General features: G+C 53.2%; 18 protein-coding genes and 1 tRNA gene. 13 read left to right on the plus strand and 6 right to left on the minus strand.

The window, feature by feature from the left end:
• Positions 1–26: 26 nt before the first annotated feature.
• From feoB to WJU16_RS13540, 3 genes are all read right to left on the minus strand, one after another.
• A complete protein-coding gene (gene feoB / locus WJU16_RS13530) occupies positions 27–2,150 on the minus strand; it encodes a ferrous iron transport protein B (RefSeq protein WP_341834033.1) in 2,124 nt (707 codons plus the stop codon).
• 207 nt (positions 2,151–2,357) lie between these two features.
• On the minus strand, positions 2,358–4,145 hold the full coding sequence (locus tag WJU16_RS13535) for a PspC domain-containing protein (protein ID WP_341834034.1): 1,788 nt from the start codon (positions 4,143–4,145) through the stop codon (positions 2,358–2,360).
• A 35-nt stretch (positions 4,146–4,180) separates the two neighbouring features.
• Positions 4,181–4,522, minus strand: coding sequence for a PadR family transcriptional regulator (locus WJU16_RS13540; RefSeq protein ID WP_341834035.1), 342 nt, complete (start codon positions 4,520–4,522; stop codon positions 4,181–4,183).
• Positions 4,523–4,888: 366 nt separating this feature from the next.
• Between WJU16_RS13540 and WJU16_RS13545 the strand changes: the two genes are divergently transcribed.
• From WJU16_RS13545 to WJU16_RS13555, 3 genes are all read left to right on the plus strand, one after another.
• Positions 4,889–5,188, plus strand: coding sequence for a hypothetical protein (locus tag WJU16_RS13545; protein ID WP_298707644.1), 300 nt, complete (start codon positions 4,889–4,891; stop codon positions 5,186–5,188).
• A 263-nt stretch (positions 5,189–5,451) separates the two neighbouring features.
• A complete protein-coding gene (locus tag WJU16_RS13550; protein WP_341834036.1) occupies positions 5,452–7,098 on the plus strand; it encodes a SulP family inorganic anion transporter in 1,647 nt (548 codons plus the stop codon).
• A 12-nt stretch (positions 7,099–7,110) separates the two neighbouring features.
• Complete coding sequence (locus WJU16_RS13555) at positions 7,111–7,782, plus strand: carbonic anhydrase family protein (RefSeq protein ID WP_341834037.1); 672 nt, start codon at positions 7,111–7,113, stop codon at positions 7,780–7,782.
• A gap of 73 nt (positions 7,783–7,855) precedes the next feature.
• On the opposite strand, the gene WJU16_RS13560 is transcribed toward WJU16_RS13555, so the two are convergent.
• A complete protein-coding gene (locus tag WJU16_RS13560; protein ID WP_341838667.1) occupies positions 7,856–8,911 on the minus strand; it encodes a mannose-1-phosphate guanylyltransferase in 1,056 nt (351 codons plus the stop codon).
• Between the two features lie 39 nt (positions 8,912–8,950).
• Complete coding sequence (locus WJU16_RS13565) at positions 8,951–9,925, minus strand: KpsF/GutQ family sugar-phosphate isomerase (RefSeq protein WP_341834038.1); 975 nt, start codon at positions 9,923–9,925, stop codon at positions 8,951–8,953.
• A 174-nt stretch (positions 9,926–10,099) separates the two neighbouring features.
• Here WJU16_RS13565 and recQ point away from each other — a divergent pair, with 174 nt between their 5' ends.
• The 3 genes from recQ (at position 10,100) to WJU16_RS13580 (ending at position 13,192) form a co-directional block, all read left to right on the plus strand.
• Positions 10,100–12,301 carry a DNA helicase RecQ gene (gene recQ / locus WJU16_RS13570; RefSeq protein WP_341834039.1) on the plus strand — a complete coding sequence of 734 codons (2,202 nt, stop codon included), beginning with the start codon at positions 10,100–10,102 and terminating at the stop codon, positions 12,299–12,301.
• The gene (locus WJU16_RS13575; protein ID WP_341834040.1) at positions 12,291–13,058 is read left to right on the plus strand and encodes a DUF3050 domain-containing protein; all 768 of its coding nucleotides are present in this window, start codon (positions 12,291–12,293) and stop codon (positions 13,056–13,058) included. Before recQ ends, WJU16_RS13575 begins: the two co-directional genes overlap by 11 nt.
• A gap of 61 nt (positions 13,059–13,119) precedes the next feature.
• Positions 13,120–13,192 (plus strand) — tRNA-Phe (locus tag WJU16_RS13580).
• Between the two features lie 40 nt (positions 13,193–13,232).
• On the opposite strand, the gene WJU16_RS13585 is transcribed toward WJU16_RS13580, so the two are convergent.
• Positions 13,233–13,424 carry a hypothetical protein gene (locus WJU16_RS13585; protein WP_341834041.1) on the minus strand — a complete coding sequence of 64 codons (192 nt, stop codon included), beginning with the start codon at positions 13,422–13,424 and terminating at the stop codon, positions 13,233–13,235.
• A gap of 217 nt (positions 13,425–13,641) precedes the next feature.
• Here WJU16_RS13585 and WJU16_RS13590 point away from each other — a divergent pair, with 217 nt between their 5' ends.
• The 7 genes from WJU16_RS13590 (at position 13,642) to WJU16_RS13620 (ending at position 22,042) form a co-directional block, all read left to right on the plus strand.
• Complete coding sequence (locus tag WJU16_RS13590) at positions 13,642–15,081, plus strand: hypothetical protein (RefSeq protein ID WP_341834042.1); 1,440 nt, start codon at positions 13,642–13,644, stop codon at positions 15,079–15,081.
• A gap of 12 nt (positions 15,082–15,093) precedes the next feature.
• Positions 15,094–16,218, plus strand: coding sequence for a hypothetical protein (locus WJU16_RS13595; protein WP_341834043.1), 1,125 nt, complete (start codon positions 15,094–15,096; stop codon positions 16,216–16,218).
• A 143-nt stretch (positions 16,219–16,361) separates the two neighbouring features.
• Positions 16,362–17,222 carry a ThuA domain-containing protein gene (locus tag WJU16_RS13600; RefSeq protein WP_341834044.1) on the plus strand — a complete coding sequence of 287 codons (861 nt, stop codon included), beginning with the start codon at positions 16,362–16,364 and terminating at the stop codon, positions 17,220–17,222.
• 10 nt (positions 17,223–17,232) lie between these two features.
• Positions 17,233–18,609, plus strand: coding sequence for a putative oxidoreductase C-terminal domain-containing protein (locus WJU16_RS13605; RefSeq protein WP_341834045.1), 1,377 nt, complete (start codon positions 17,233–17,235; stop codon positions 18,607–18,609).
• Between the two features lie 5 nt (positions 18,610–18,614).
• Positions 18,615–19,370 (plus strand): SDR family NAD(P)-dependent oxidoreductase, encoded by a 756-nt coding sequence (locus WJU16_RS13610; RefSeq protein WP_341834046.1) that lies wholly within the window; start codon positions 18,615–18,617, stop codon positions 19,368–19,370.
• Positions 19,371–19,391: 21 nt separating this feature from the next.
• The gene (locus WJU16_RS13615; RefSeq protein ID WP_341834047.1) at positions 19,392–20,801 is read left to right on the plus strand and encodes a Gfo/Idh/MocA family oxidoreductase; all 1,410 of its coding nucleotides are present in this window, start codon (positions 19,392–19,394) and stop codon (positions 20,799–20,801) included.
• Positions 20,802–20,974: 173 nt separating this feature from the next.
• A complete protein-coding gene (locus WJU16_RS13620) occupies positions 20,975–22,042 on the plus strand; it encodes a winged helix DNA-binding domain-containing protein (protein ID WP_341834048.1) in 1,068 nt (355 codons plus the stop codon).
• Positions 22,043–22,046: the final 4 nt, after the last annotated feature.

Raw genomic sequence — 22,046 nt, forward strand, 5'->3', positions numbered from 1 at the left:
CCGGCTGTATGTAAATAAATGACGTGTTATTGGAAGATATTGTACACCGCCCAGCTGCACACGTAAGCGAGGAGGGTCATGTACACGAACTGGATGATGGGATATTTCCAGCTTTTTGTTTCGCGCTTCACGATGGCGAGCGTACTCATGCACTGCATGGCAAAAGCGTAGAAGATCATGAGCGACAGCCCCGTGGCCAGGGTATACACCGGCCGCCCGTCGGACCATTTGGCAGCGGCCATTTTCTCCCGCAGCGTAGCGTCACTTTCTTCCGCGTCCACACTGTACAGCGTGGCCATCGTACCCACAAACACCTCGCGGGCGGCGAAGGAAGTAATCAACGCGATACCGATTTTCCAGTCGTAACCCAGGGGTTTTACCACCGGCTCGATAGCGTGGCCTACAATACCGGCGTAACTGTTGGCCAGTTTGGCGGATTGCATTTCACGGTCGAGCTGCGTAAGCGTTTCTTCGTCCGTAACAGCCGCCATTTGCGTTTCGTACTGCTGGTGGACGGCTTCCATTCGGTTAGACGGGCCGTAGGAAGCGAGGAACCACAGTATGATCGAAATCACCATGATCACCTTACCGGCGTCCGTGATAAATATCTTCGATTTTTCTACCATCGTGGTACCAACGTTTTTCCAGCGGGGTGCGCGGTAAACGGGCAATTCCATGATGAAGTAGCTTTTTTCCCTGATCTTGATGAACAGTTTCATCACCGCGGCCACGATAAATGCCATCACAAAACCAAGCAGGTACAACACCATCATGGCGAGCCCCTGCAAATTGAATACGCCGAAGACCGGAGTGTCCGGCACCACCAGGGCGATCATGATGGTATAAACGGGCAGCCTGGCGGAGCAGCTCATCAGCGGCGTGATCATAATGGTAATAAGGCGCTCTTTCCGGTTTTCGATGTTCCTCGCCGCCATGATGGCGGGCACAGCGCAGGCTACACCGGAAATCAAAGGCATCACTGATTTCCCGTTCAGGCCCACCTGCCGCATGAGACGGTCGGTGAGGAAGGAAATGCGCGCCATATATCCCGTATCTTCCAGGATAGTGATCAACCCGAAGAGAATGGCGATCTGGGGAATGAAGATGACGATCCCCCCGATACCGGCGATAATACCGTTCACCAGTAGGTCGGTCCAGCTGTTGTCGGGCAGCACTTCCGATACCCAGCCGCCTAACGACCCGAATACGCCGTCGATCAGGTCCATCGGGTAGGAGGCGAGCCAGAAAATGCTTTGGAACATGAGGAAAAGAACGCCCAGCAAGATGACATATCCCCAGACGCGGTGCAGGAGGATATTGTCGATCCGTTCCGTCTGTAGCTGCTGCTGCAGGGGATCGGTTTCCACCACCGTTCCATTCATGATATGCTTGATGCGGGCGTAACGCTGCATGATCTCGTCGGCCTGCACTTTGGTCTTATTGAAATTTTGCGCTTTCAGTAATTCACGGATGTCGTGCTGCTTGTTTGCAGGGATGAAAGGCAGCTCCTCGTGGTTGGCTGCGACGTGTAGCGCGGCATAATCGCTCGACACGGGGAAGATCGCCTTCACGCCGTCAATCACCGCGGGCGCGAGCTGACGGCTGTCGATGAACTCACGCGCGGGCGACTGGAATTTCTCCTGCGCGATCAGTTCTATATTCTTTTTTAACGGTTGAAGCCCTTTGTTCTTACGCGGATTGATAGCCACCACGGGCACGCCCAGCTCGCGTTCCAGCCCTGCCAAATCGACTTCGATGCCTTTTTTCTTGGCCAGGTCCATCATGGTAAGACCGATAATTACCGGCATTTTCAGATCAATGATCTGCGAGCAGAAGAGCAGGTTGCGTTTGAGATTGGAAGCGTCCGCGATGATGATAATCATATCCGGCCGGTCGGTCCCTTCGGGATGGAGGAGCACATCATACGTCACAAATTCGTCCGCGCTTTTCGGGTACAGGGAATATGTGCCGGGCAGGTCGATGATATTCGCCTCAAGCGTCGGCGAGATGCGGGCGCTGCCGGTTTTCTTGTCTACCGTAACGCCGGGGAAGTTGCCTACTTTCTGATTTAATCCTGTCAGCGCATTAAAGAGCGAGCTTTTGCCGCTGTTCGGATTGCCGACCAGCGCAATATTGATTGGTGCCTTCATCCTTATCTGTTCCTCCGGTGGTTTTTTGAATATGCAAAATTAGCAATTAATCAGGGAGGGAAATGATCGGATCGGGAAAAAAGGAGGAGCGGCGGCCCGATTTACGGGGAATCTCCCGCAAAACCCCGCGGAAATGAAAAAGCCGCGGTGAATACCGCGGCTCCTCAGGTTTTAGAAACTAAACTTATTGTGACGAATTGCTATATATTAAGAATAGGCTACCGGTGTGTTGAACAGGAAACCGACGAACGGTCGGCTTGCCGTGGCTTTGGGTTCCGCTGCCGCAGGAACGGTGTCCGTTTTGGCGGGAGCGGGGTTTTCCCTGTCGGGGCCCCGGTAGCGGTAGTTGCGATCGAGCGAGTCGCGCTGGTGGCGTTCTGAACCCGGTGCGGGCGGCAGATCTCGTCTTTCCCAATCACCGTTATCGTTCATTTTCAATTCCATGCGATCATGTTCATCCCAGTTATGCCCTTCATCCCACCAGCGGCCCCGGCGGTAGCCGTCGAAGTGGAAATGGTTGCGTGCTTCCCGGTCCACGATCACCTCTTTGCCGGCCGGTACATAAATCGTGAGATACACACGCTGCAGCCGGTATTTGGAATCGCGCGGGATGGAGAAACCGCTGGGCAGGAAAATCACCGAATCACGCTGGCTGATCTGGAACTGGATCTGGCGGGCCAGGTCGCGGGCTTCAGCGCTGGAGCGGCCCCTCGACTTCTTGCCCATCATGATGCTGAACTTATCGTCCAGGCTCTTTTCCATATTGATGACGATGTGCCCTATCACGATGGTATCTTCCGAGATCCGTACATGGTCGTCGAACATCGGGTGGTCATCGATATCCAGCATTTCGTCGGCCGTTGAAATGATGAGCCGGCCGGTGGAGGGCTGCTGGATGGTGAGCTGTTCCCGTACGCCGTTTTCAGTTGAGAAGTCGCGGGAAACGGATACGGCCAGGGCGATGGCGAGCACGATACCGAGGATCCAGAAGAACCCGAGCGTCATGCCGGCGTATTTATTCGGCATCCGGTTGCCGGTGATTTTGCGCACCAGAAAGAGTATGAGCGAAAGGATGGGAACGCCTATCAGCAGGGCAAGGGCAGGCCAGAAGAGCATCGACTGGGTACCTTCTGCGAAGATGAGGTCTTTGATCGGCACCAGGACCGCGGAAAAGGAGGCAGCGGCGATCAGACCCACTACCATCACGAAGAGCAGAACAAATCCGAAGAAGAGGAAGAACCCTTTGGCAATCCACACGATGGCGTTGCCCAGTCCCCGGAAGAAAGACTCTATTGCAGATCCGGCATCTCTACCGAACTGTTTCCCGCGGCCCGCGGAAAAATTTCGCACATCCTCCCCCATACCTTCCATGCGGGCGCGGATCTGGTTCATTTCTTCCTGAACGGTTGCTTTGATATTATTTACGTCTACGCGTTCCCCCCGCATTTCCAGTTTTTCCGCCGCGGAATCTGCTTCAGGCGTGGCAAACCAGAGGATGAGGTACACGAGGATACCGCCGCCCCAGAAGAGGGCTGTGATCACGAAAAGGATGCGCAGGATCACGGGATCGATGCGGAAGTAAGCAGCCAGGCCGGAGCACACGCCGCCGATTACCTTATTATCCCCGTCGCGGTAAAAGCGTTTACGCGGACGAACATACGAAGGATCGAAAGCGTATTGCTGTTGTTGTTGCTGGGATTGGGAATTATTGGCGTTGTTGCCGGCGGGTTGTTCGTCGCCGAATTGTTCGGGCGTGCCCATGGCGGCTTTGATCTCGTTGACGTCTACATCGGTGATACAGTGTGCGCCCTTTTTAATCTTATCCTGGAAGATTTCCGCGATGCGGCTTTCAATATCGCTCACGATCTCGTCGGCGCCCTCTTCCTGCGAGAAATATCGCTTGAGGCTGTCCAGATACTGCCTGAGCAGCTCGTATGCCGAATCCTCGATGGGAATCAGGCGGCTGGAGAGGTTTATGTTGATAATCTTTTTCATCTCTGAATCTTGGTTTTTAGGTTTTGGATGGGTATTTATTGATGAGATTCCGATTGCTGGGTGAGTTGGTGAACAGCGTTGGCGAGTTCGTTCCAGGTGGCCTCCAGGACTTTGTAAAAGGATTCACCTTTATCCGTCATGGAGAAGTATTTGCGCGGGGGGCCCGAACTGCTTTCTACCCAGCGGTAGGTGAGGAACTCCGCGTTCTTGAGGCGTGTCAGAAGCGGATATAAAGTCCCTTCCAGGATATCCAGCTTCGCTTCTTTCATTTTTTCAATAATGTCTGAAGGGTAAGCCTCGCCTTGCTTGATGATGGAAAGGATGCAGAACTCGAGCACCCCTTTTCTCATCTGTGATTGTGTGTTATCTATATTCATGGCAAGTGAGCTTTTTTTATTTTGGGCTGATTCTTTCAGCTTGACAATTCAAAGATACAAACAATTTACTACTATGCAATACACAATACCCTTTAATGCAAAATAACTTGTTTAGAATGTTACCGGCAAAATGCCGATAATGCCGTTGGTATTGAGTTTGGGGAGAAAGAAGGGAGTAGGATTGCGACGATTGAATTGTGATGAGCGGTAAATGGGAATGATGGGCTTTCTGGTAGTTATTTAATTGTAATCACCGGATTTATAACGGCTTAAGGGTTATTTAACATTTTTTTGACCGGGAAAAATATGATTTATGGATTTGGGGGGTTACTTTTGCTCAACAAGAAAGTGTGTAATTTACAATTGATGAAAAAGCTAATCAGTATTTTCCTTTTCGGCCTGATGTGCATTCAGGTGCTTCCTATCAAGGAAGTAGGGAAATTGCTGTTTAATAATCAGATTGTAGAAGAGCATGTGGAAGGGAACTGCAGCGCGAAAGGCATCAAGCTTTCGCCGAGCGATCTCAACTGCCATAAATATGGTGAGGAAGAGACCGAGATGAACCCGGCCCTGTTTCTGAAAACACTTACTTATCGTTTAATGGAAGATATTCCTGCCGGTCCTGTGCAGGAAATCCAAACCCCTCCTCCGAACGTGCTTGCTTAATAGCCGTTCGCGCCACCCCGCTCCGGGGCCTGGCGCATTGACTTTTCATTTTTAATCTATTACTCTCTACGGAAGACGCATTGCAAAGCCGGTCCTGAGGCTGTTTCGATGTTCCCGTTCATGAGCTGCTCCGCGGGCGGCTAATGCACGGCGATGATCGCGACGGGCCCGATGTGCTGGCGACAAACGTTCCGGCATGGCCTTTAACGACTGCAGGCCAGCCAGTACGCGCGATGCCGGGTTTCCGAATAAAAACAAGCTAAATGAGCAAGCAAATTAGTGCTACGTCCAATATCAAAGGCGACCTCTCTGCGGGTCTGGTGGTATTTCTCATTGCGGTACCCCTCTGCCTCGGCATTGCCCTGGCTTCAGGCGCGCCTTTATTCTCCGGCCTGATCGCCGGCATCGTTGGCGGTATCGTGGTAGGGTTCTTCAGCGGTTCCAACCTAAGCGTGAGCGGCCCCGCCGCAGGCCTCACCGCCATCGTCCTCACCGCGATCGGCAAGCTCGGCGCATTTGAAGCGTTTCTCATGGCAGTTGTACTGGCTGGCGCCTTCCAGCTGCTGCTCGGGTTCATCCGCGCAGGGGTTATCGCCAATTATTTTCCATCCAATGTTATTACCGGGATGCTCACTGCCATCGGTATCATCATTGTCTTAAAACAGATCCCCCATGCCTTCGGATACGACCAGCATGCAGAAGGGGAACTTGCATTCATCCAACACGATGGGGAGAACACTTTCACCTCCATCCTGAGCACCATTAATCATATACAGCTGGGCGCCGTGATCATCACCGCGATCTCCATCCTGATCCTGCTGTATTGGCAGAAGGTTCCGAAACTGAAAGCCATCCCGGCACCGCTTGTTGCCGTTCTCGCCGGTATCGGTCTCAATGCCCTTTTTATCTCAACCGGCTCCACCCTGGCCCTCGAGCAAAGCCACCTGGTAACGCTCCCCGTCGCAGATTCCATCAGCGACTTCGCCGGCCAGTTCACACTGCCCGATTTCAGCAAAGTTTTCTCCACCGACGTTATCACCGTTGCGATCACCATCGCCGTGGTAGCATCGATCGAGACTTTGCTGAACCTCGAGGCAACCGACAAGCTCGACCCGCTGAAACGCTACTCCGATCCCAACCGCGAACTCCGCGCGCAAGGTATCGGCAATATGCTAAGCGGCCTCATCGGCGGCCTGCCCGTAACATCGGTGATCGTTCGTTCCTCCGCCAACATCAACGCTGGCGGCCGGACCAAAATGTCGACCATCTCCCACGGTATCCTGCTGTTGGTGTGCGCAGCGCTTATCCCCACTATGCTGAACCTCATCCCGCTCTCAACCCTAGCGGCTGTACTGCTGGTGACTGGCTACAAGCTATGCAAGCCTACCATATTCAAACAAATGTTCGCGAAAGGAAAATACCAGTGGATCCCTTTCGTGGTGACCGTGGTGGTGATCGTGCTTACCGACCTGCTCATGGGCGTGGCCATCGGTCTGGGTGTAAGCGTGCTGTTCCTGCTCTGGGGCAACATGAAAACACCGTATATGTTCCGCAAGGAGCGTTACCGCACCGGCGACATGTTCGTCCTTGATCTTTCCCAGGAAGTGTCTTTCCTCAACAAAGCCAATATCCTGCTCACGCTCGATAAAATGCCGGAAAACAGCACCGTGATCATTGACGCGGCACAAACCGTGTACATCGATCAGGACGTGCTCGACATTATCCGCGAGTTCACGCAGATCAAGGCGCCGCAGAAACAAATTAAAGTCGTGTTGCGTGGTTTTAAGGACGCGTATAAAATCAACAACACCGACCATCTCTTCCTGAACGGAGAGAAAGAATCACCAGTTGTGGTGCCAAACTCACAAGGCACCCACAAGGAATTGTTAAAAGAATTATCAGTCAATTAAAAACATTGGAAAATGAGAACACACAACAAACTCTCCCAAAGCAACACTACGCCTGAAATGGCACTGGAAATACTTAAAGAAGGGAACGCAAGGTTCGTGAACAACCTGCGTATCAACCGCAACCTGCTGGGCATGGTGAACGACACAAAAGAAGGCCAGTGGCCCGTTGCCGCCATCGTAAGCTGCATGGACTCCCGGACTTCCGCCGAACTGATCTTCGACCAGGGCCTGGGTGATATCTTCAGCATCCGCCTCGCCGGCGCCGTGATCAGCGACAACGTGCTGGGCAGCCTCGAATACGCCTGCAAGGTAGCCGGCTCCAAATTCATCGTGGTACTGGGGCACACCCATTGCGGGGCCATCAAAGGCGCATGCGATCACGTGGAAATGGGCAACCTCACCGGCCTGCTCGGCAAAATCCGCCCCGCCGTTTTCCAGGAAAAAACCATCACCGAAAACAGGAATTCCAAAAACCACGATTTCGTGGAAGCAGTTACCAATATCCACACCGACCGCTCGGTGCAGGCTATTCTTGAACAAAGCATCATTCTCGCAGAGATGATCGATAACGGGGAAGTAGGCATCATCGGAGCCATGTATGATGTCGAAACAGGTGTCGTAACTTTCCATGAGCATACCCTGCGGATCGGACGACCGCTGGAAGTAGCCGGGGAAACCGCCTGACCCCTGAAAAGTCAAAAGCTGGAAGAGCAGTCGCTTCCGGCTTTTTTTATGCAATAAAGTGAAGGGATTTTTCCTACATGAATTTATCGCCTTTGTGGCGCTTCACTTCGGCTACGTATTCCTTGATCTGTTGTTCGTTTTGTTTTTTGCAGATGAGCAGCACGTCGGTCGTGTCGATCACAATCATGTCATCCAGTCCCTGCAGCAGCACAAGTTTGTCGTTCGGCGCTTTCACCATGCACTTCGTGGCGTCGATCACCATCACGTTTTTCCCCTGAACGGCGTTGCCGAGGTAATCCTTTTCCAGGTTCTCGTAAGCCGAAGCCCAGGTGCCGAGGTCGCTCCAGCCGAAGTTGGAAGGGATCACGTACACGTTGTCGGCCTTTTCCATAATACCGTAGTCGATGGAAATATTGGTGCACTGCGAGTAGATGCGTTCGATGGTTTCTTTTTCGGCCGGGGTATTGAGTGCTGCGTTGGATTGCACGAACAACTCATCCATTTCCGGCAGGTAAGTGGCCAGCGCCTGGACGATGGATTTGGCGTTCCACACGAAAATACCGGCGTTCCAAAGGAAGTCGCCGCTTTTCAGGAAGGTTTTGGCCAATTCCAGGTTTGGCTTTTCGGTGAAGGTTTTCACCTTGTACACGTTATCCGCTACCTGTTCGGTTTCGTACTGGATATAACCGTAACCGGTATCCGGCCGGGTAGGTTTGATACCAAGTGTGAGGAGGGCCGAATGTTTCTGCGCGAACAGCAGGGCGTTCAGGCAAGTGGTGGTGAAAGACGTGGCGTCCATGATAAGATGGTCCGCAGGGGCGCAGATCATGCTGGCCTTGGGATCTTTCTTGTGGATTTTGTGGGAAATATACGCCACACAAGGTGCGGTGTTTTTCCGCGACGGCTCGCTCACGATGTTATCTGTGGGCAGGTTGGGCAGTTGCTTGGCCACGGTGTCGGCATAATGATGATGCGTCACCACGTAAATATTCTCTTCGGGAATGAACTGCGTGAACCTTTCGTAGGTCCATTGCAGGAGGGTTTTGCCAGTATTCAGGATATCCAGGAATTGTTTTGGATAGTCTGTACGGCTATAGGGCCAGAAGCGGCTGCCGATTCCGCCGGCCATAATGGCCACGTAAAAGTGATTATTCAACGGTGTCATCGCTCAGATAATTCCTTCTCGGATTAAGTCGTGTAAATGTATAATTCCATGATACTGATCACCTTTCATGACCAGTAATTGGGTGATGTCATTATTCCTCATCATGTCGAGCGCGTTAACGGCGAGCTCGTCGGCCCCGATTGTTTTCGGGTTACTGCTCATGATGTCAGCCGCGGAAACGCCGGCGGCATTCATATTCTTTTCCAGCATCCGGCGCAGGTCGCCGTCTGTAATGATGCCGCGGAGCCGGCCCTGATCGTCCACCACGCCGGTCACGCCGAGCATTTTGGACGAGATTTCCACGATCACTTCGCGGAGGCTGCTTCCAAGGCTTACTTTCGGCACCTGGTGCAGGCGGCTGAGGTCGCCTACCTTGAGATAGAGCTTCTTACCGAGGGTGCCGCCCGGGTGGAACCGTGCGAAATCTTCGGCGGTAAAGCCTTTCATCTCAATAAGACAAACGGCGAGGGCATCGCCCATGACCATCTGAGCCGTGGTGCTGGAAGTAGGGGCCAGGTTATTGGGGCAAGCTTCCTGCGGTACATATGTATTCAGCACAAAATGTGCCGATTGTGCCAGGTAAGAGTCAGATTTCCCCACAATCGCCACCAGCTTGTTGCCAAGGTTGCGGACAAGCGGTACCAGCACCTTAATCTCCGGGGACTCGCCGCTTTTAGAAATACAAACCACCACGTCGTCAGGAGTAATCATCCCCAGATCGCCGTGGATCGCGTCGGCCGCATGCATGAACAACGCCGGCGTACCTGTGGAATTGAACGTAGCCACGATCTTCTGGGCGATTATGGCGCTCTTGCCGATACCCGTAATCACCACACGCCCCGTACAGGCCGCCATCAGCTCCACCACACGCTCAAAATCGGCATTGATGTACTGTTCCAGGCTCCCGATCGCCGAAGATTCCAGCCTGATCGTCCTGATTCCCGTTTCCCGGATATTTACCGAAGTCTTCTGTTTCATGCGACAAACACAAATTTATCAATTTTTAGCCAAGGTTCCCGATCCTGTAAATTATCATTGACAACACGGGGTTTTTTAAGTAATTTCGTGTCCCCCAAAATTATATATCAATAATATTTCATCTATCGGCGGCGTTTATACCGCTGCATTTTACACGGATCTAAAACAAATGTGATGGCTGTTGCAAAGGTAAGTTTGTTGGATGCATTACACGAACATTTTGGGTTTGATTCTTTCAAAGGGAATCAGGAAAAGATTATTAAAAGCATACTTTCCGGAAAAGATACATTTGTGATCATGCCAACCGGCGGCGGCAAATCGCTTTGCTACCAACTGCCGGCCCTGATGAGCCCCGGAGTAGCGCTCATTGTAAGCCCGCTGATCGCGCTGATGAAAAACCAGGTGGACCTGGTCCGTTCCTACAGCAGCAAAGACAATGTGGCCCACTTCCTGAACTCGACCCTGACGAAAGCGCAAATCAAGAAAGTTCGTACAGACCTGCAGACCGGCAAAACAAAAATGCTCTACGTTGCGCCCGAAACGCTGACGAAACAGGAAAATATCGACTTCTTCCGGGAGCTGGAGATTTCCTTCATCGCCGTGGACGAGGCGCACTGTATCTCCGAATGGGGGCACGACTTCCGTCCGGAATACCGCCGGCTGAAAGAAATGATCGATATGATCAGCCCCAATCTGCCCATCATCGCCCTCACCGCTACGGCTACACCCAAAGTACAGAGCGATATCGTGAAGAACCTGGAGCTGCGCGCCCCCGAAGTCTTCATGTCCTCCTTTAACCGCCCGAATCTCTATTATGAGATCCGCCCCAAGCGTAAAAAGGAGCAGACCATCAAGGAAATCGTCAAGTTCATTCACCTCCATAAAGGCAAATCCGGCATCATCTACACCCTCAACCGTAAAACCACGGAAGAGCTGGCCGATATGCTCGTGGCCAACGGCATCAAGGCCGTAGCCTACCATGCCGGCCTCGACGCCACCACCCGCGCCCAGCGCCAGGATATGTTCCTCCACGAGGAAGTGGAAGTGATCGTGGCCACCATCGCTTTCGGAATGGGGATCGACAAGCCCGATGTGCGCTTCGTTATCCACTACAACATTCCCAAATCGCTGGAAAACTATTACCAGGAAACCGGTCGCGCCGGTCGCGACGGGCTGGAAGGTAACTGTATCTGCTTCTATTCTTACCAGGATGTGCAGAAACTCGAACACCTCATGCGCGACAAGCCGCTGTCGGAACGGGAAATGGGCGCCCAGCTCATCAACGAAACCGTAGCCTACGCCGAAAGCGCCGTGTGTCGCCGCAAAGTGATCCTGCATTACTTCGGCGAAAAATATGAAACCGAAGATTGCGGCAAATGTGATAACTGCCGTAATCCAAAAGAGAAAATCGAAGTCAAAAACCGCGTTGTGATCGCCCTCAAAGCCATTTCGGCCCTCGAGGAGCGCTTCGGCTCGGATTATGTCGTGAATATCATCACCGGTAAATCCAATCCCCAGATCACCACGTTCCGACACGATAAGCTGGATGTGTTCGGGGAAGGGAAGGAGTTCGACGCCCACTTCTGGAATTCGCTCCTGCGCCAGATGATGCTCGAAGGGCTCATCGAAAAAGACATCGAAGAATACGGCCTGCTGAAGATTACCGAAAAAGGCCGGAAGTTCATGAAGAAGCCTTACCTCATTCATGTGGCGCTCAACCACCAGTTTGAAGAGGAAGTGGCGGAAGAAGAGGAAATGGCAGCCCAGGAAGCACAGCCTACCGCGGATCCTGTGCTTTTCGAAATGCTGAAAGACCTTCGCAAAAAAGTCGCGAAAGAAAAGAACCTGCCGCCGTTCGTCATCTTCCTCGAAACTTCGCTGGAAGATATGGCCACGCAATTCCCCACCACCACCCAGGAGCTGGAAAAGATCCAGGGTGTGAGCAAGGGCAAGGCTATCCGATACGGGAAGCAGTTCATCGACGTGATCTCCAAATTCGTGGAGGAAAACGACATCGTGAAGCCCGACGACTTCGTGCTGAAATCCGTTGTCAACAAAAGTGGCCTGAAGGTGTTCATCATTCAGAACATCGACAAGAAAATGCCGCTCGAAACCATTGCCCGCAATAAGGAACTGTCGTATTCCCAACTGCTCGACGAGATGGAAACCATCGTAGCCAGCGGCACCAAGCTGAACCTGGACTACTGCATCGACGAGGAGCTGGACGATTACGCGCAGGACGAGATACTGGAATATTTCAAAGGCTGCGAAACATCGAGCCTGGCGTTGGCGAAAGAAGAGCTGGAAGAGGGCAATTACTCGATTGAACAGTTGAAATTAATGCGTATCAAGTTTTTGGTGGTTTATGGCAATTAATGATGTTAAAAGAGAGATAGCCGGCGTCCGCGGGCAAATCGTGCATCACCCATTGTACGGGCATTTGCAGTCGGTCGAAGACGTCCGCCGGTTCATGGAGCACCATGTGTTTGCCGTATGGGATTTCATGAGTTTGTTAAAAGGCCTGCAGCGCGCGCTAACCTGCGTGACGACGCCCTGGGTGCCGGTGGGCACGGCGGAAACAAGATTCCTCATCAACGAGATCGTAACGGGGGAAGAGAGTGATGTGGATGCTACGGGCACGATGCACTGCAGCCACTTCGAGCTGTATATACTGGCGATGGAGCAGGCCGGAGCGGATACGCGCAGGATCAACAACTTGCTGGCAGGGATCCGCGGCGGGCAGCCGTTGGACGCTTTACTGGAGGGATTTCCGCCGTCGGTGAAAGGGTTTCTTGAGTTTACATTCGAAGTGATCGCAACGGGCAAGCCGCATATCATGGCGGCGGTTTTTACTTTCGGAAGGGAAGATCTTATTCCCGATATGTTCTACGCGCTTGTTAAAGATCTCAACGAGCAGTTCCCCGGTAAATTTGACATTTTCATCTATTACCTCGAACGCCATATCGAAGTAGACGGCGATCATCATAGCAAACTCGCGGAAAAAATGGTGGAAGAATTGTGTGGGAATGATGCGGACAAATGGGCTGAAAGTGCCGCCTATGCTACGAAAGCGCTGGAGTGGAGAAATAATCTCTGGAACGGAATTATCACAAAAGCAGAAATTTTCGAATAATGTTTTGGAGATTTCAATAATTGTCCTACTTTTGCATTCCCCTTTAACGACGGGGTGCCTTGGTGCGGTAGCTCAGTTGGTAGAGCAATGGACTGAAAATCCATGTGTCGCCGGTTCGATCCCGGCCCACACCACGAAAAAAAGAGATCATCGGAAGATGGTCTCTTTTTTTGTTTATTGCGTTTTAACGAACGATTCAACAGCAATAGCAATGTCGAGTTTGATAAGCTCCCAGTCCTTCCCTTTCAGGCATATCGGAGTCAGATCGTCATCTGCATTTTGGAAATTACTCAACCCCTCGCAGACAGCATTCACATGATGACCAAAGGGATAACGCTCACCATGCAACTGAATCATTTTTTCCATTTTACAAAAGATAAGCAAATTTGCTTTCATAACATTCCTTCAAATGGTGGGCTTAATCGCCGCAAAATATGTGGAGATTAAGTCCTTTATTCTCCGCATACTCATTTCTAAGTATTGCCCTCGCTCCGGGGATTTCGCATCTTTGTCCTTCGGTACACCTTGCTTGCCTCTGCCTCATTGGCGAGGATCATTCTTCCATCAAATCATTCTCCGGCCTATGATCGCTTTCCACCGGCTACTTTTTTCGGGAACTCTTGTCTGTATTTTCCTGCTGAACGGCGCCCGCGCGCAAGACATTCCGCTTTCTCGGAAGGGATTCGTGGATGTATATTACTGTTATGTGAAATCGTCTGTCGCCCCGGCAGATAAATCTTTCACGATGAAATTCGGCGACCCGGACAACCGGCATTACGGCCTCCCCGACCGAGACGCCCTCTCCAACGCATCAACCGTTGTGCTGAGGTTCCGCGCCTGGACCATCCTCGGCGAACTCGTTACCCATCCAACGCTTTACTGGACCATCAACAAGCAATTCCTTCACGGCCGGAAGCACCGCGTGGAATACGCCAAAATCTCCAAATACCCGGATCTCGTCAAACGGTATGAAGCGATCCGCCCTTCCGCCCTCAGGGCCATCGTGGGAATGGGGCTCAACCCGGCCGACACCTATGCCGGCGGCGCCTATGCCTGGTTTAAAGTTTCCGATAACGATGTGCTGATCTATCCTTCCGGAAAATCCCCCATGACGTTCCCCACCGCCCCGCTCAACGCAGGGGAGGGAATGATCGCCCGGTCGGAGGAGGCTCCCTCGGGCCAGTGGTCATTCGTCAGCAACTTCGCCGACTTCAAACCCGTCGAAAAACCCGCCGAATACTGCTCCCCGCTCCGACAGGCCACCTCCGCCGGCGATCATGCCATGATCCGTGTTGGGGAAGGTCAAGCACGCAAAAACGGTACATCCCGCGATCAGAACATCTGGCTGGAACTCAAATGGCCGCTCGATGCCATCGATAATATCCACGACTTGTTCCTGCAATACGAAAACGGCGTTCCTCCTTCGCCGCTCGAAGAAGCGGATAGCACCCTGGCCGCCGAAAGCCCCCGCGCCTACAACGGCCCGGGCGAATGGAGCGAAGCCTACGAAGACGACCTGAAAGGCGTTACCGCTTTCGGCGACGGGAACGTCTACGGCCTCAAAGCCAACGGCCGCACCATCGCCACTTTCAGTAGGAAAGTATACGCCAACATCCAGGGCTTCAATAACGGCGGCAAGTTCTTCGCGCTCATCGCGCGGGAAAGCGCTACCCAAAAATACCCGAACTACCTCATCAACAAAAGAGGTGTGAAGCAAACCATCAACGGCCATTCGGAATTCCAATCGGTGCAGCAGCTGGAAGACGGAACCATCGCGGCAGACGCACTGCTGTCTCCCGGCGAATTCCAGAAAAAGATCGCAGTGCGCACATTTGGCGGCGGTCAGCCGCAAGGCATTTTCAACACCCTGGCCGAAGCCCGCAACGTGATTGAGAACTATGATCCGGGACAGGGCACTTTCTACGGTTCGGAAAGGGATTATTCGGTGGACAAGGTGCAGCGCATCATTCTTTCGCCGGAAATGACCGTTCTCTCTTCAAAAACCATGTGGAAAATCCGTTAACCGACTATCATCATGAAGAAAATATATCTCTCCGCCGCCCTTCTTCTCACCATGACATCCGTTTCCGCGCAATCCGCGCGCGAGCTTTTCGACGCGGCGAAAACCGCTTATGAAAACGGCAGGTTCAATGAATCCATCCGGCTCATCCGGCAGTGCGAGCAATTGTTGGGGCGCAGCAATCCGAAAATAGAATCGCTGAAAACGCATGTCTATTATTCCACCAGCGACTGGAGCAACGCATACCTCGCCGCCAGCCGCTATTTCAACATGGCGCCCGCTTCCAACGCGGGGTCCGTGGCGCATAAGGAACTGGAAACGATCCGGCAGGAAGTAACCGGGAAGATGAAATCGCTCCACAAAGACCATTTCAAAACCATCGACGACAAACGGATGGAACAGGCGAATAAAGTGACCGCTTTGCAAGATGCTTCCGCCAACACGAAGTCCACATCCATCCGCAACCGTTCCGAGAAAAGATTGAAATCCATTTACCTCGCGTCGAGCGATGCCGCGGTGCTGAAGGAATACACCGATATGTTCGGGCAATCCGGCGACAACAAAGTGTTTGAAGAGAAAAAAGTATACCTCCGCCACATCGTTCTCGGCGACAAATTTCTCGAAGAAAAGAATTACCGGAAAGCGCTGGATCATTACGAATCCGGCTATCAATTCATCAAATCCGATACCCTCGCCCTGCGTATCGCCAAAACGAAAGAGGAATTCCTGTACCGAACCGCCGAAAAATCCAACAACCTCGAAGATTACCTGGCTTACGCGGAGAAATATCCCTCCGGCCGGTATGCGCATTGGGTGCATACCACGCTGGTCCGTTATTACAAAGAGGAAACCGAAGGTTATTTCAAGAAGAAATCTTACCCCGAAATCGCCACCAACCTCACGGAAGGCAGCAAATACCTCAAACACTGCAGCCGCGAGATGAAGGAAAAGTATTATGCAACCCTGCTGGCTGCCGCCAACCTGTTGGAAAACGACCGGAAAGCCATCCGGAAAGACGTGATCCGTTGCCGGGAAGTGATCACCTATTACACTTATTACCAGGCGTACAAACCCACCGTAGTCATGGAAAAAAAGATAAACGAGCTGAAGGCTTCACGGAAAAAGTGGCATAAGGAATAATTTCCGCTCGTCCCTCCTTCAAACGTTGTAAACGGGCTTTCCGGGGTTAATTGTGGATGGCGGGTTGGAATCCCCCGCAGGGATGCCTATTTTTAGGCAACAGGGTATTTCCCTGCTCGAATTCCACAGTCAATCAGTCATTTATGATAGATAAGCGTTTCCCTGCCCGGGGAATTTTGTTGTTAAGCTGTCTCTTCCTGCTCAACGCCTGCGCTACCCAGCGCGGTACGCAAGGCAATGTTAACTGGAAACAGAAGAAAGTCCTGGTGTTCACCAAAAACGGAAAAGGGTTTGTCCATGACAACATCCCCGAAGCCTCAACCGCATTCAAAAAGATGGGCGCCGACCATGGTTTTGCCGTAGACGTGACAGACGATGCGGCCGTATTTTCCGAATCCAACCTCGCCCGTTACGATGCGCTTGTTTTCACTTCCACCAACAACGATGTTTTCGACACCGACGCGCAGAAAGTTGCGCTCATGCGATATATCCAGTCGGGCGGCGGGTTCATGGGCGTGCATTCCGCGATCGGTACGGAACGGAAATGGGATTGGTTTAAACGGATGATCGGCGGCACCTTCGCCTGGCATGCCAAATATCAAAAGTTCCGTCTCGTCGTAACCGACCCTTCGCACCCTTCGCTGAAAGATGTCCCGAAAGTATGGGAGCGGGAAGACGAATGTTATTTTTCGAAAGAAATGTACGCCGGCATCCATACCCTGTTGGCCCATGACGTTTCCAGCCTGACGGACGTTAACGACACGGTGTTGCTCCGCAACCAGGGTTCGTATGGTAATTATTATCCCGCCGCCTGGTACCAGCACTTCGATGGCGGTTTTGTTTGGTTTACTTCGCTGGGGCACCGGAAGTCCGATTATTCCGATCCCGTTTTCGTGAATCACCTTTACCAGGGGCTTCACTGGCTCGTAGGCCACACCGGCGCGAGAAACCCATCCAAAGCATATGCCACCACGCCCTCAACTCCCGTGGACTATCAACGTTAATATGATCAACATGCAACAATACCGTTACAGTTATTTTTTGGGCGCATCGCTGCTGATGGCAGCCTGCGGACCCGGCCAACCGAAAGAAGAGCAAGATATGGTTCACCTGATCACCCTCGCGCCCGGCCATTTTCACGCCGCGCTCGTTCAGAAAACGGCAACGCCCGGCATCGACAGCGTGGTGCACGTTTACGCCCCGCAAGGCCCCGAACTGGATGCACACCTCAATCTCATCAAACAGTATAACGAACGTGCCGACCAGCCGACCAGCTGGAAAGAAGAAGTATATACCGGCGGCGACTGGCTGGAGAAGATGAAATCCGACCGCAAAGGGTCTGTAGTCGTTCTCGCCGGCAACAACCACGACAAAACGCGCTACATCGATGCGGCGGTGCAGGCGGGGATGCATGTGTTGGCCGACAAGCCGATGGCCATCACCCAGGAAGATTTTGTTTCCCTGCGCAAGAGCTTCGCCGATGCCGACGCCGCCAAAGTGCTCCTGTACGATATTATGACGGAGCGTTCTGAGATTACCAACATCCTTCAGAAAGAGTTGCTCCGCGACGCTTCCGTTTTCGGGGAGATGCAACCCGGAACCCCGCAGCAGCCGGCCATCGAAATCGAAAGCATCCATCATTTCTATAAAATGGTGTCGGGCAAACCGCTCCGCCGCCCCACCTGGTTCTTCGACCCCTCGCAACAGGGCGATGCGCTCGTGGATGTGAACACGCACCTGGTAGACCTCACGCATTGGATGCTGTTCGATACCACCGAGCTCGACTACAAGCAAGACATTCAATTGACCAGCGCCGTGAAATGGAAAACGCCGCTCACGAAGTCGCAGTTCTCGACCATCACCGGCGCTGAAACGTTTCCGGAGTTTTTGTTGCCGTATGTAAAAGACACTGTGGCCGGCATTGCCGCTAATGGAACGGTGGATTACCAGGTGAAAGGATTCCATGTGCGGCTGTCCGCTTTGTGGAATTTCGAAGCGCCGGCCGGCGGGGGAGACACGCATTACGCCATTGCGCGCGGAAGCCGTTGCAACATCGTCATCCGCCAGGGTAAAGAAGAATCGTGGAAGCCTGAACTTTTTGTAGAGCCGGTTGCTGCGGATACGGCATTTACTTCCGCGTTGGAAGCTTCGGTGAAGCGCCTGTCCGCAAAGTATGCCGGGATTTCCGTGGAGCCCCAGGGCAAACGTTTCCGCATTTCCATTCCGCAGGAACTGAAAACGGGGCACGAGGCACATTTCGCTGAAGTGCTCCAACGTTATCTCGGCTTCCTGAAAGCCGGCGCGGTGCCTGCCTGGGAAGTGAAAAACATGATCGCGAAATATTACGTGACCACCGCCGGTCAGGCGATGGCTAAAGAGATCAATAAATAAAAGTCATGCACGATTTCGATCTGTCGGGTAAAAGAGCATTGATAACGGGCGGCGGCTCGGGCCTCGGGCTGGCCGTTGCCCGTACTTTCGCCGGGTACGGCGCCGACGTGATCATTGCCGGCAGGCGGGCCGATGTGCTTGAAGCCGCGGCCGTGGCCATCGGGGGAAATATCCGGACCATCGCCTGCGACCTTTCGCAGCTGGAAATGATTCCCGAGCTGGTGGATGGAATTGAATCCGCTTTCGGGCCGATAGACGTGCTCGTCAACAATGCGGGCATCCATCTGAAAAAAGACGCTCTCGAAGTGAGCGACGCGGAATTCGAATCCGTGCTGCGTACCAATCTCCAGGCCGTTTTCGCATTATCACGGGAAGTGGCGCGGCGGATGACGGCGCGTAAATCCGGAAGCATCGTCATGATCAGTTCCATGGCTGCGAAATACGGCATCCCGAAAGTAATCGCGTACACCGCAGCCAAATCCGCCGTGGAAGGGATGACGAAAGCGATGGCCGTGGAGTGGTCGCCCGATGGCGTGCGCGTCAACTGCATCGCACCGGGTTTTATTGAAACGGAGATGTCGGCCAAGGCACTGAACAACGACCCCGACCGGAAGAACCGGGTACTCGGGCGCACGCCCATGCGAAAATTGGGCAAGCCGGAAGACGTGGCCCTGGCGGCCGTGTTCCTCGCATCGCCGGCGGCGGGTTTCATTACGGGAACCAGCCTGGCGGTAGACGGCGGCAATTCAATCGGATTCTGATCACCTTCAATCATATTCCACATGCGACCCAAGAAAAACACCGGCGGCGGATCGCGCCGGACATTCCTCAAGAACGCCCTTACCGGAGCCGCCGGTAGCCTGGCCCTCAGCCACATTCCCATGATCGTTCCGGCACACGTTATCAGCGGCCCCCTGGCTCCGAGCAATCGTATCAACGTCGGCGCCATCGGCAACGGGCGCATCTCCCGCGAACACGACATGCCCGGCGTCTGGAAACACGAACAGGCCAACGTGATGGCCGTCTGCGACCTCGACAGCAACCGCCTGCAAAGCGCACGTAAGCTCGTCAACGATTACTATTCTAAAAAGACCGGCAAAGCGTACAACGGCACCAAAGCATACGAAAATTACCAGGAGCTCCTGGCCGATAAAGACATCGACGCCGTCATCATCTCCACGCCCGACCACTGGCATGTGATTCCCGCCGTGGCAGCCGTACGCGCGGGGAAAGACGTCTACATGCAAAAACCGGCCTCGCTCACCATTTCCGAAGGGCGCTACCTCAGCAATGAAGTGCACAAGAACGGACGCATCCTGCAGATCGGAAGCCAGCAACGATCCATGCCGCAATTCAAAAGAGCCTGCGAGCTGGTGCGCAACGGCAGGATAGGGAAAGTACACACCGTATATGTGGGCCTCCCGATTGACGATCCCTCTCAAAGTACCCCCGAAAAAGAAATGCCCGTTCCGGTGGGATTGCAATATGACGCCTGGCTCGGCGAAACGCCCTGGGCGCCTTATACCCTGAAACGCGTTCATCCTACCAACGACTTCAGCCGACCAGGTTGGCTCCGCTGTGAGCAGTTTGGCGCCGGCATGATCACCGGTTGGGGCGCGCATCACTTCGATATCGTGAACTGGGGACTGGGGTACGAATATACCGGTCCGGTGGAAGTATCCGCCAAGGCGGAGTTCCCTGCGGCAGGGAGCCTTTGGGATGTGCACGGGCCGTTCCAATCCGAAAATATTTATGCCGACGGCGTGAAGGTGCTCGCCAGCAACACATATCCCAATGGCGTGAAGTTCGTAGGCTCCGACGGATGGATCTTCGTTTCCCGCGGAAACTATGCCGCTACCGCCAACGACCCCGCGAGCCTGGCAAAAAACAGTAAAGCCCTCGACGCATCAGACCCGAAAATTCTCACTTCAATAATCGGTGAAAACGAAATCCGGCTGACCGACAGCAAAGACCACCACGGCAACTGGCTCGAATCCCTTCGCACGCGCCAACAGCCGATCACACCGATTGAAGTGGGCCACCGGGCCTGTACCGTTTGCCTCCTCAACCACACGGCCATGAAACTGAAGCGCAAACTTTTCTGGGACCCCGTAAAAGAAAGGTTCATGAACGATGATGCCGCCAATGCAACGCTAACGCGGCCGCAAAGATGGCCTTATGTACTGGATTAATAAATAGAAAGCGGCTCCGGCCGCTTTTTTTGCGGCTCGGCCAGGTAAATTATTAGCCCGACCTATAAAATTAACAGGTTGTTCGGGTAATTTGGCGGCTCGACCAGATAAATTAATAACCCAACGAGCGCATACATGGATGATTCCCGGTCCCAATTCCATATTTTCGAAGGATGAATCACGCCGCCATCCTCGCTACCCGGCTCACCCGGCAACGTTTGACACAACCCTCGAAGCTGGCCCCCGCCGACGTGGCCGCACACCTTTGCGCTATCCAGGCACAGGACTTCGCCGGAGCGAAATGGTCGCTGGGCCAGCGTTGCTACGGGCTCACAGATGCCGGCGCAGAGCAACTTTTAGCGGAGAAAAAACTGATCCGTATTTCCAGCCTCCGGGGAACGCTGCACCTGATGCACCCGAAAGACGTCCGCTGGATAACGGCCCTCGTAACACCGCGTATTAAACTCCAGGCCGCCAGCTTGTGGAAAAAACTGGGGGTGGACGATGCGATCCTGTCCAAAGCACTCCACCACATCGACGACGCACTCAAAAACAACGAAGCACTCACCCGCGCCGAACTGAAATCCATCCTCGACAAAAGACACATCGACACCACCGACCATCGCATGAACCAGTTCCTCACTTTCGCGGGACTGCAACAGGTGGTATGCTGCGGCCCCCGGCGGGGAAAAGAATTCACTTACGTACTGCTTCGCGATTGGTTGCCGGACGACATTGCTCCAATGCCGAAACACCCGTTGACGGAATTGGCGATCCGATACCTGGAAAGTCATTCCCCTGCTACGGCGGAAGATTTTTCGTGGTGGAGCGGATTCCCCGTAACGGCCTGCCGGCGGGCCTTTGAAGATGCTGGAATTACGGAACGGTTTGTATTCGGCGAGAAGACGTATTTCCTCCCGAACGGTGAAACCGCTTCCAAGCCAGACGGGAAAGTGCGGTTGCTATCAGGGTTTGATGAATATTACATCAGCTATGCCGATCGATCACTGGTAGCGGAAAATGTACCTCCGGGAATATTATCTCCCCCGAACGGTATTTTGCCGTATCTGGTAGTTTCAAAAGGAAAAATCGTAGGAACTTGGCGACGGGAAATCGGGAAAAAATCGGTTGAAATGGTATATATACCTTTTGGCAAAACAGCGATCGGGGAGGAGCGGTTATCAACCGCCGCGAAGACCTACGGCAAATTCATGGGTTTGCCTGCGCAGTGGGCGTTATGACTCC

This window comes from Chitinophaga pollutisoli (genome assembly GCF_038396755.1).
Taxonomy (GTDB): Bacteria; Bacteroidota; Bacteroidia; order Chitinophagales; family Chitinophagaceae; genus Chitinophaga; species Chitinophaga pollutisoli.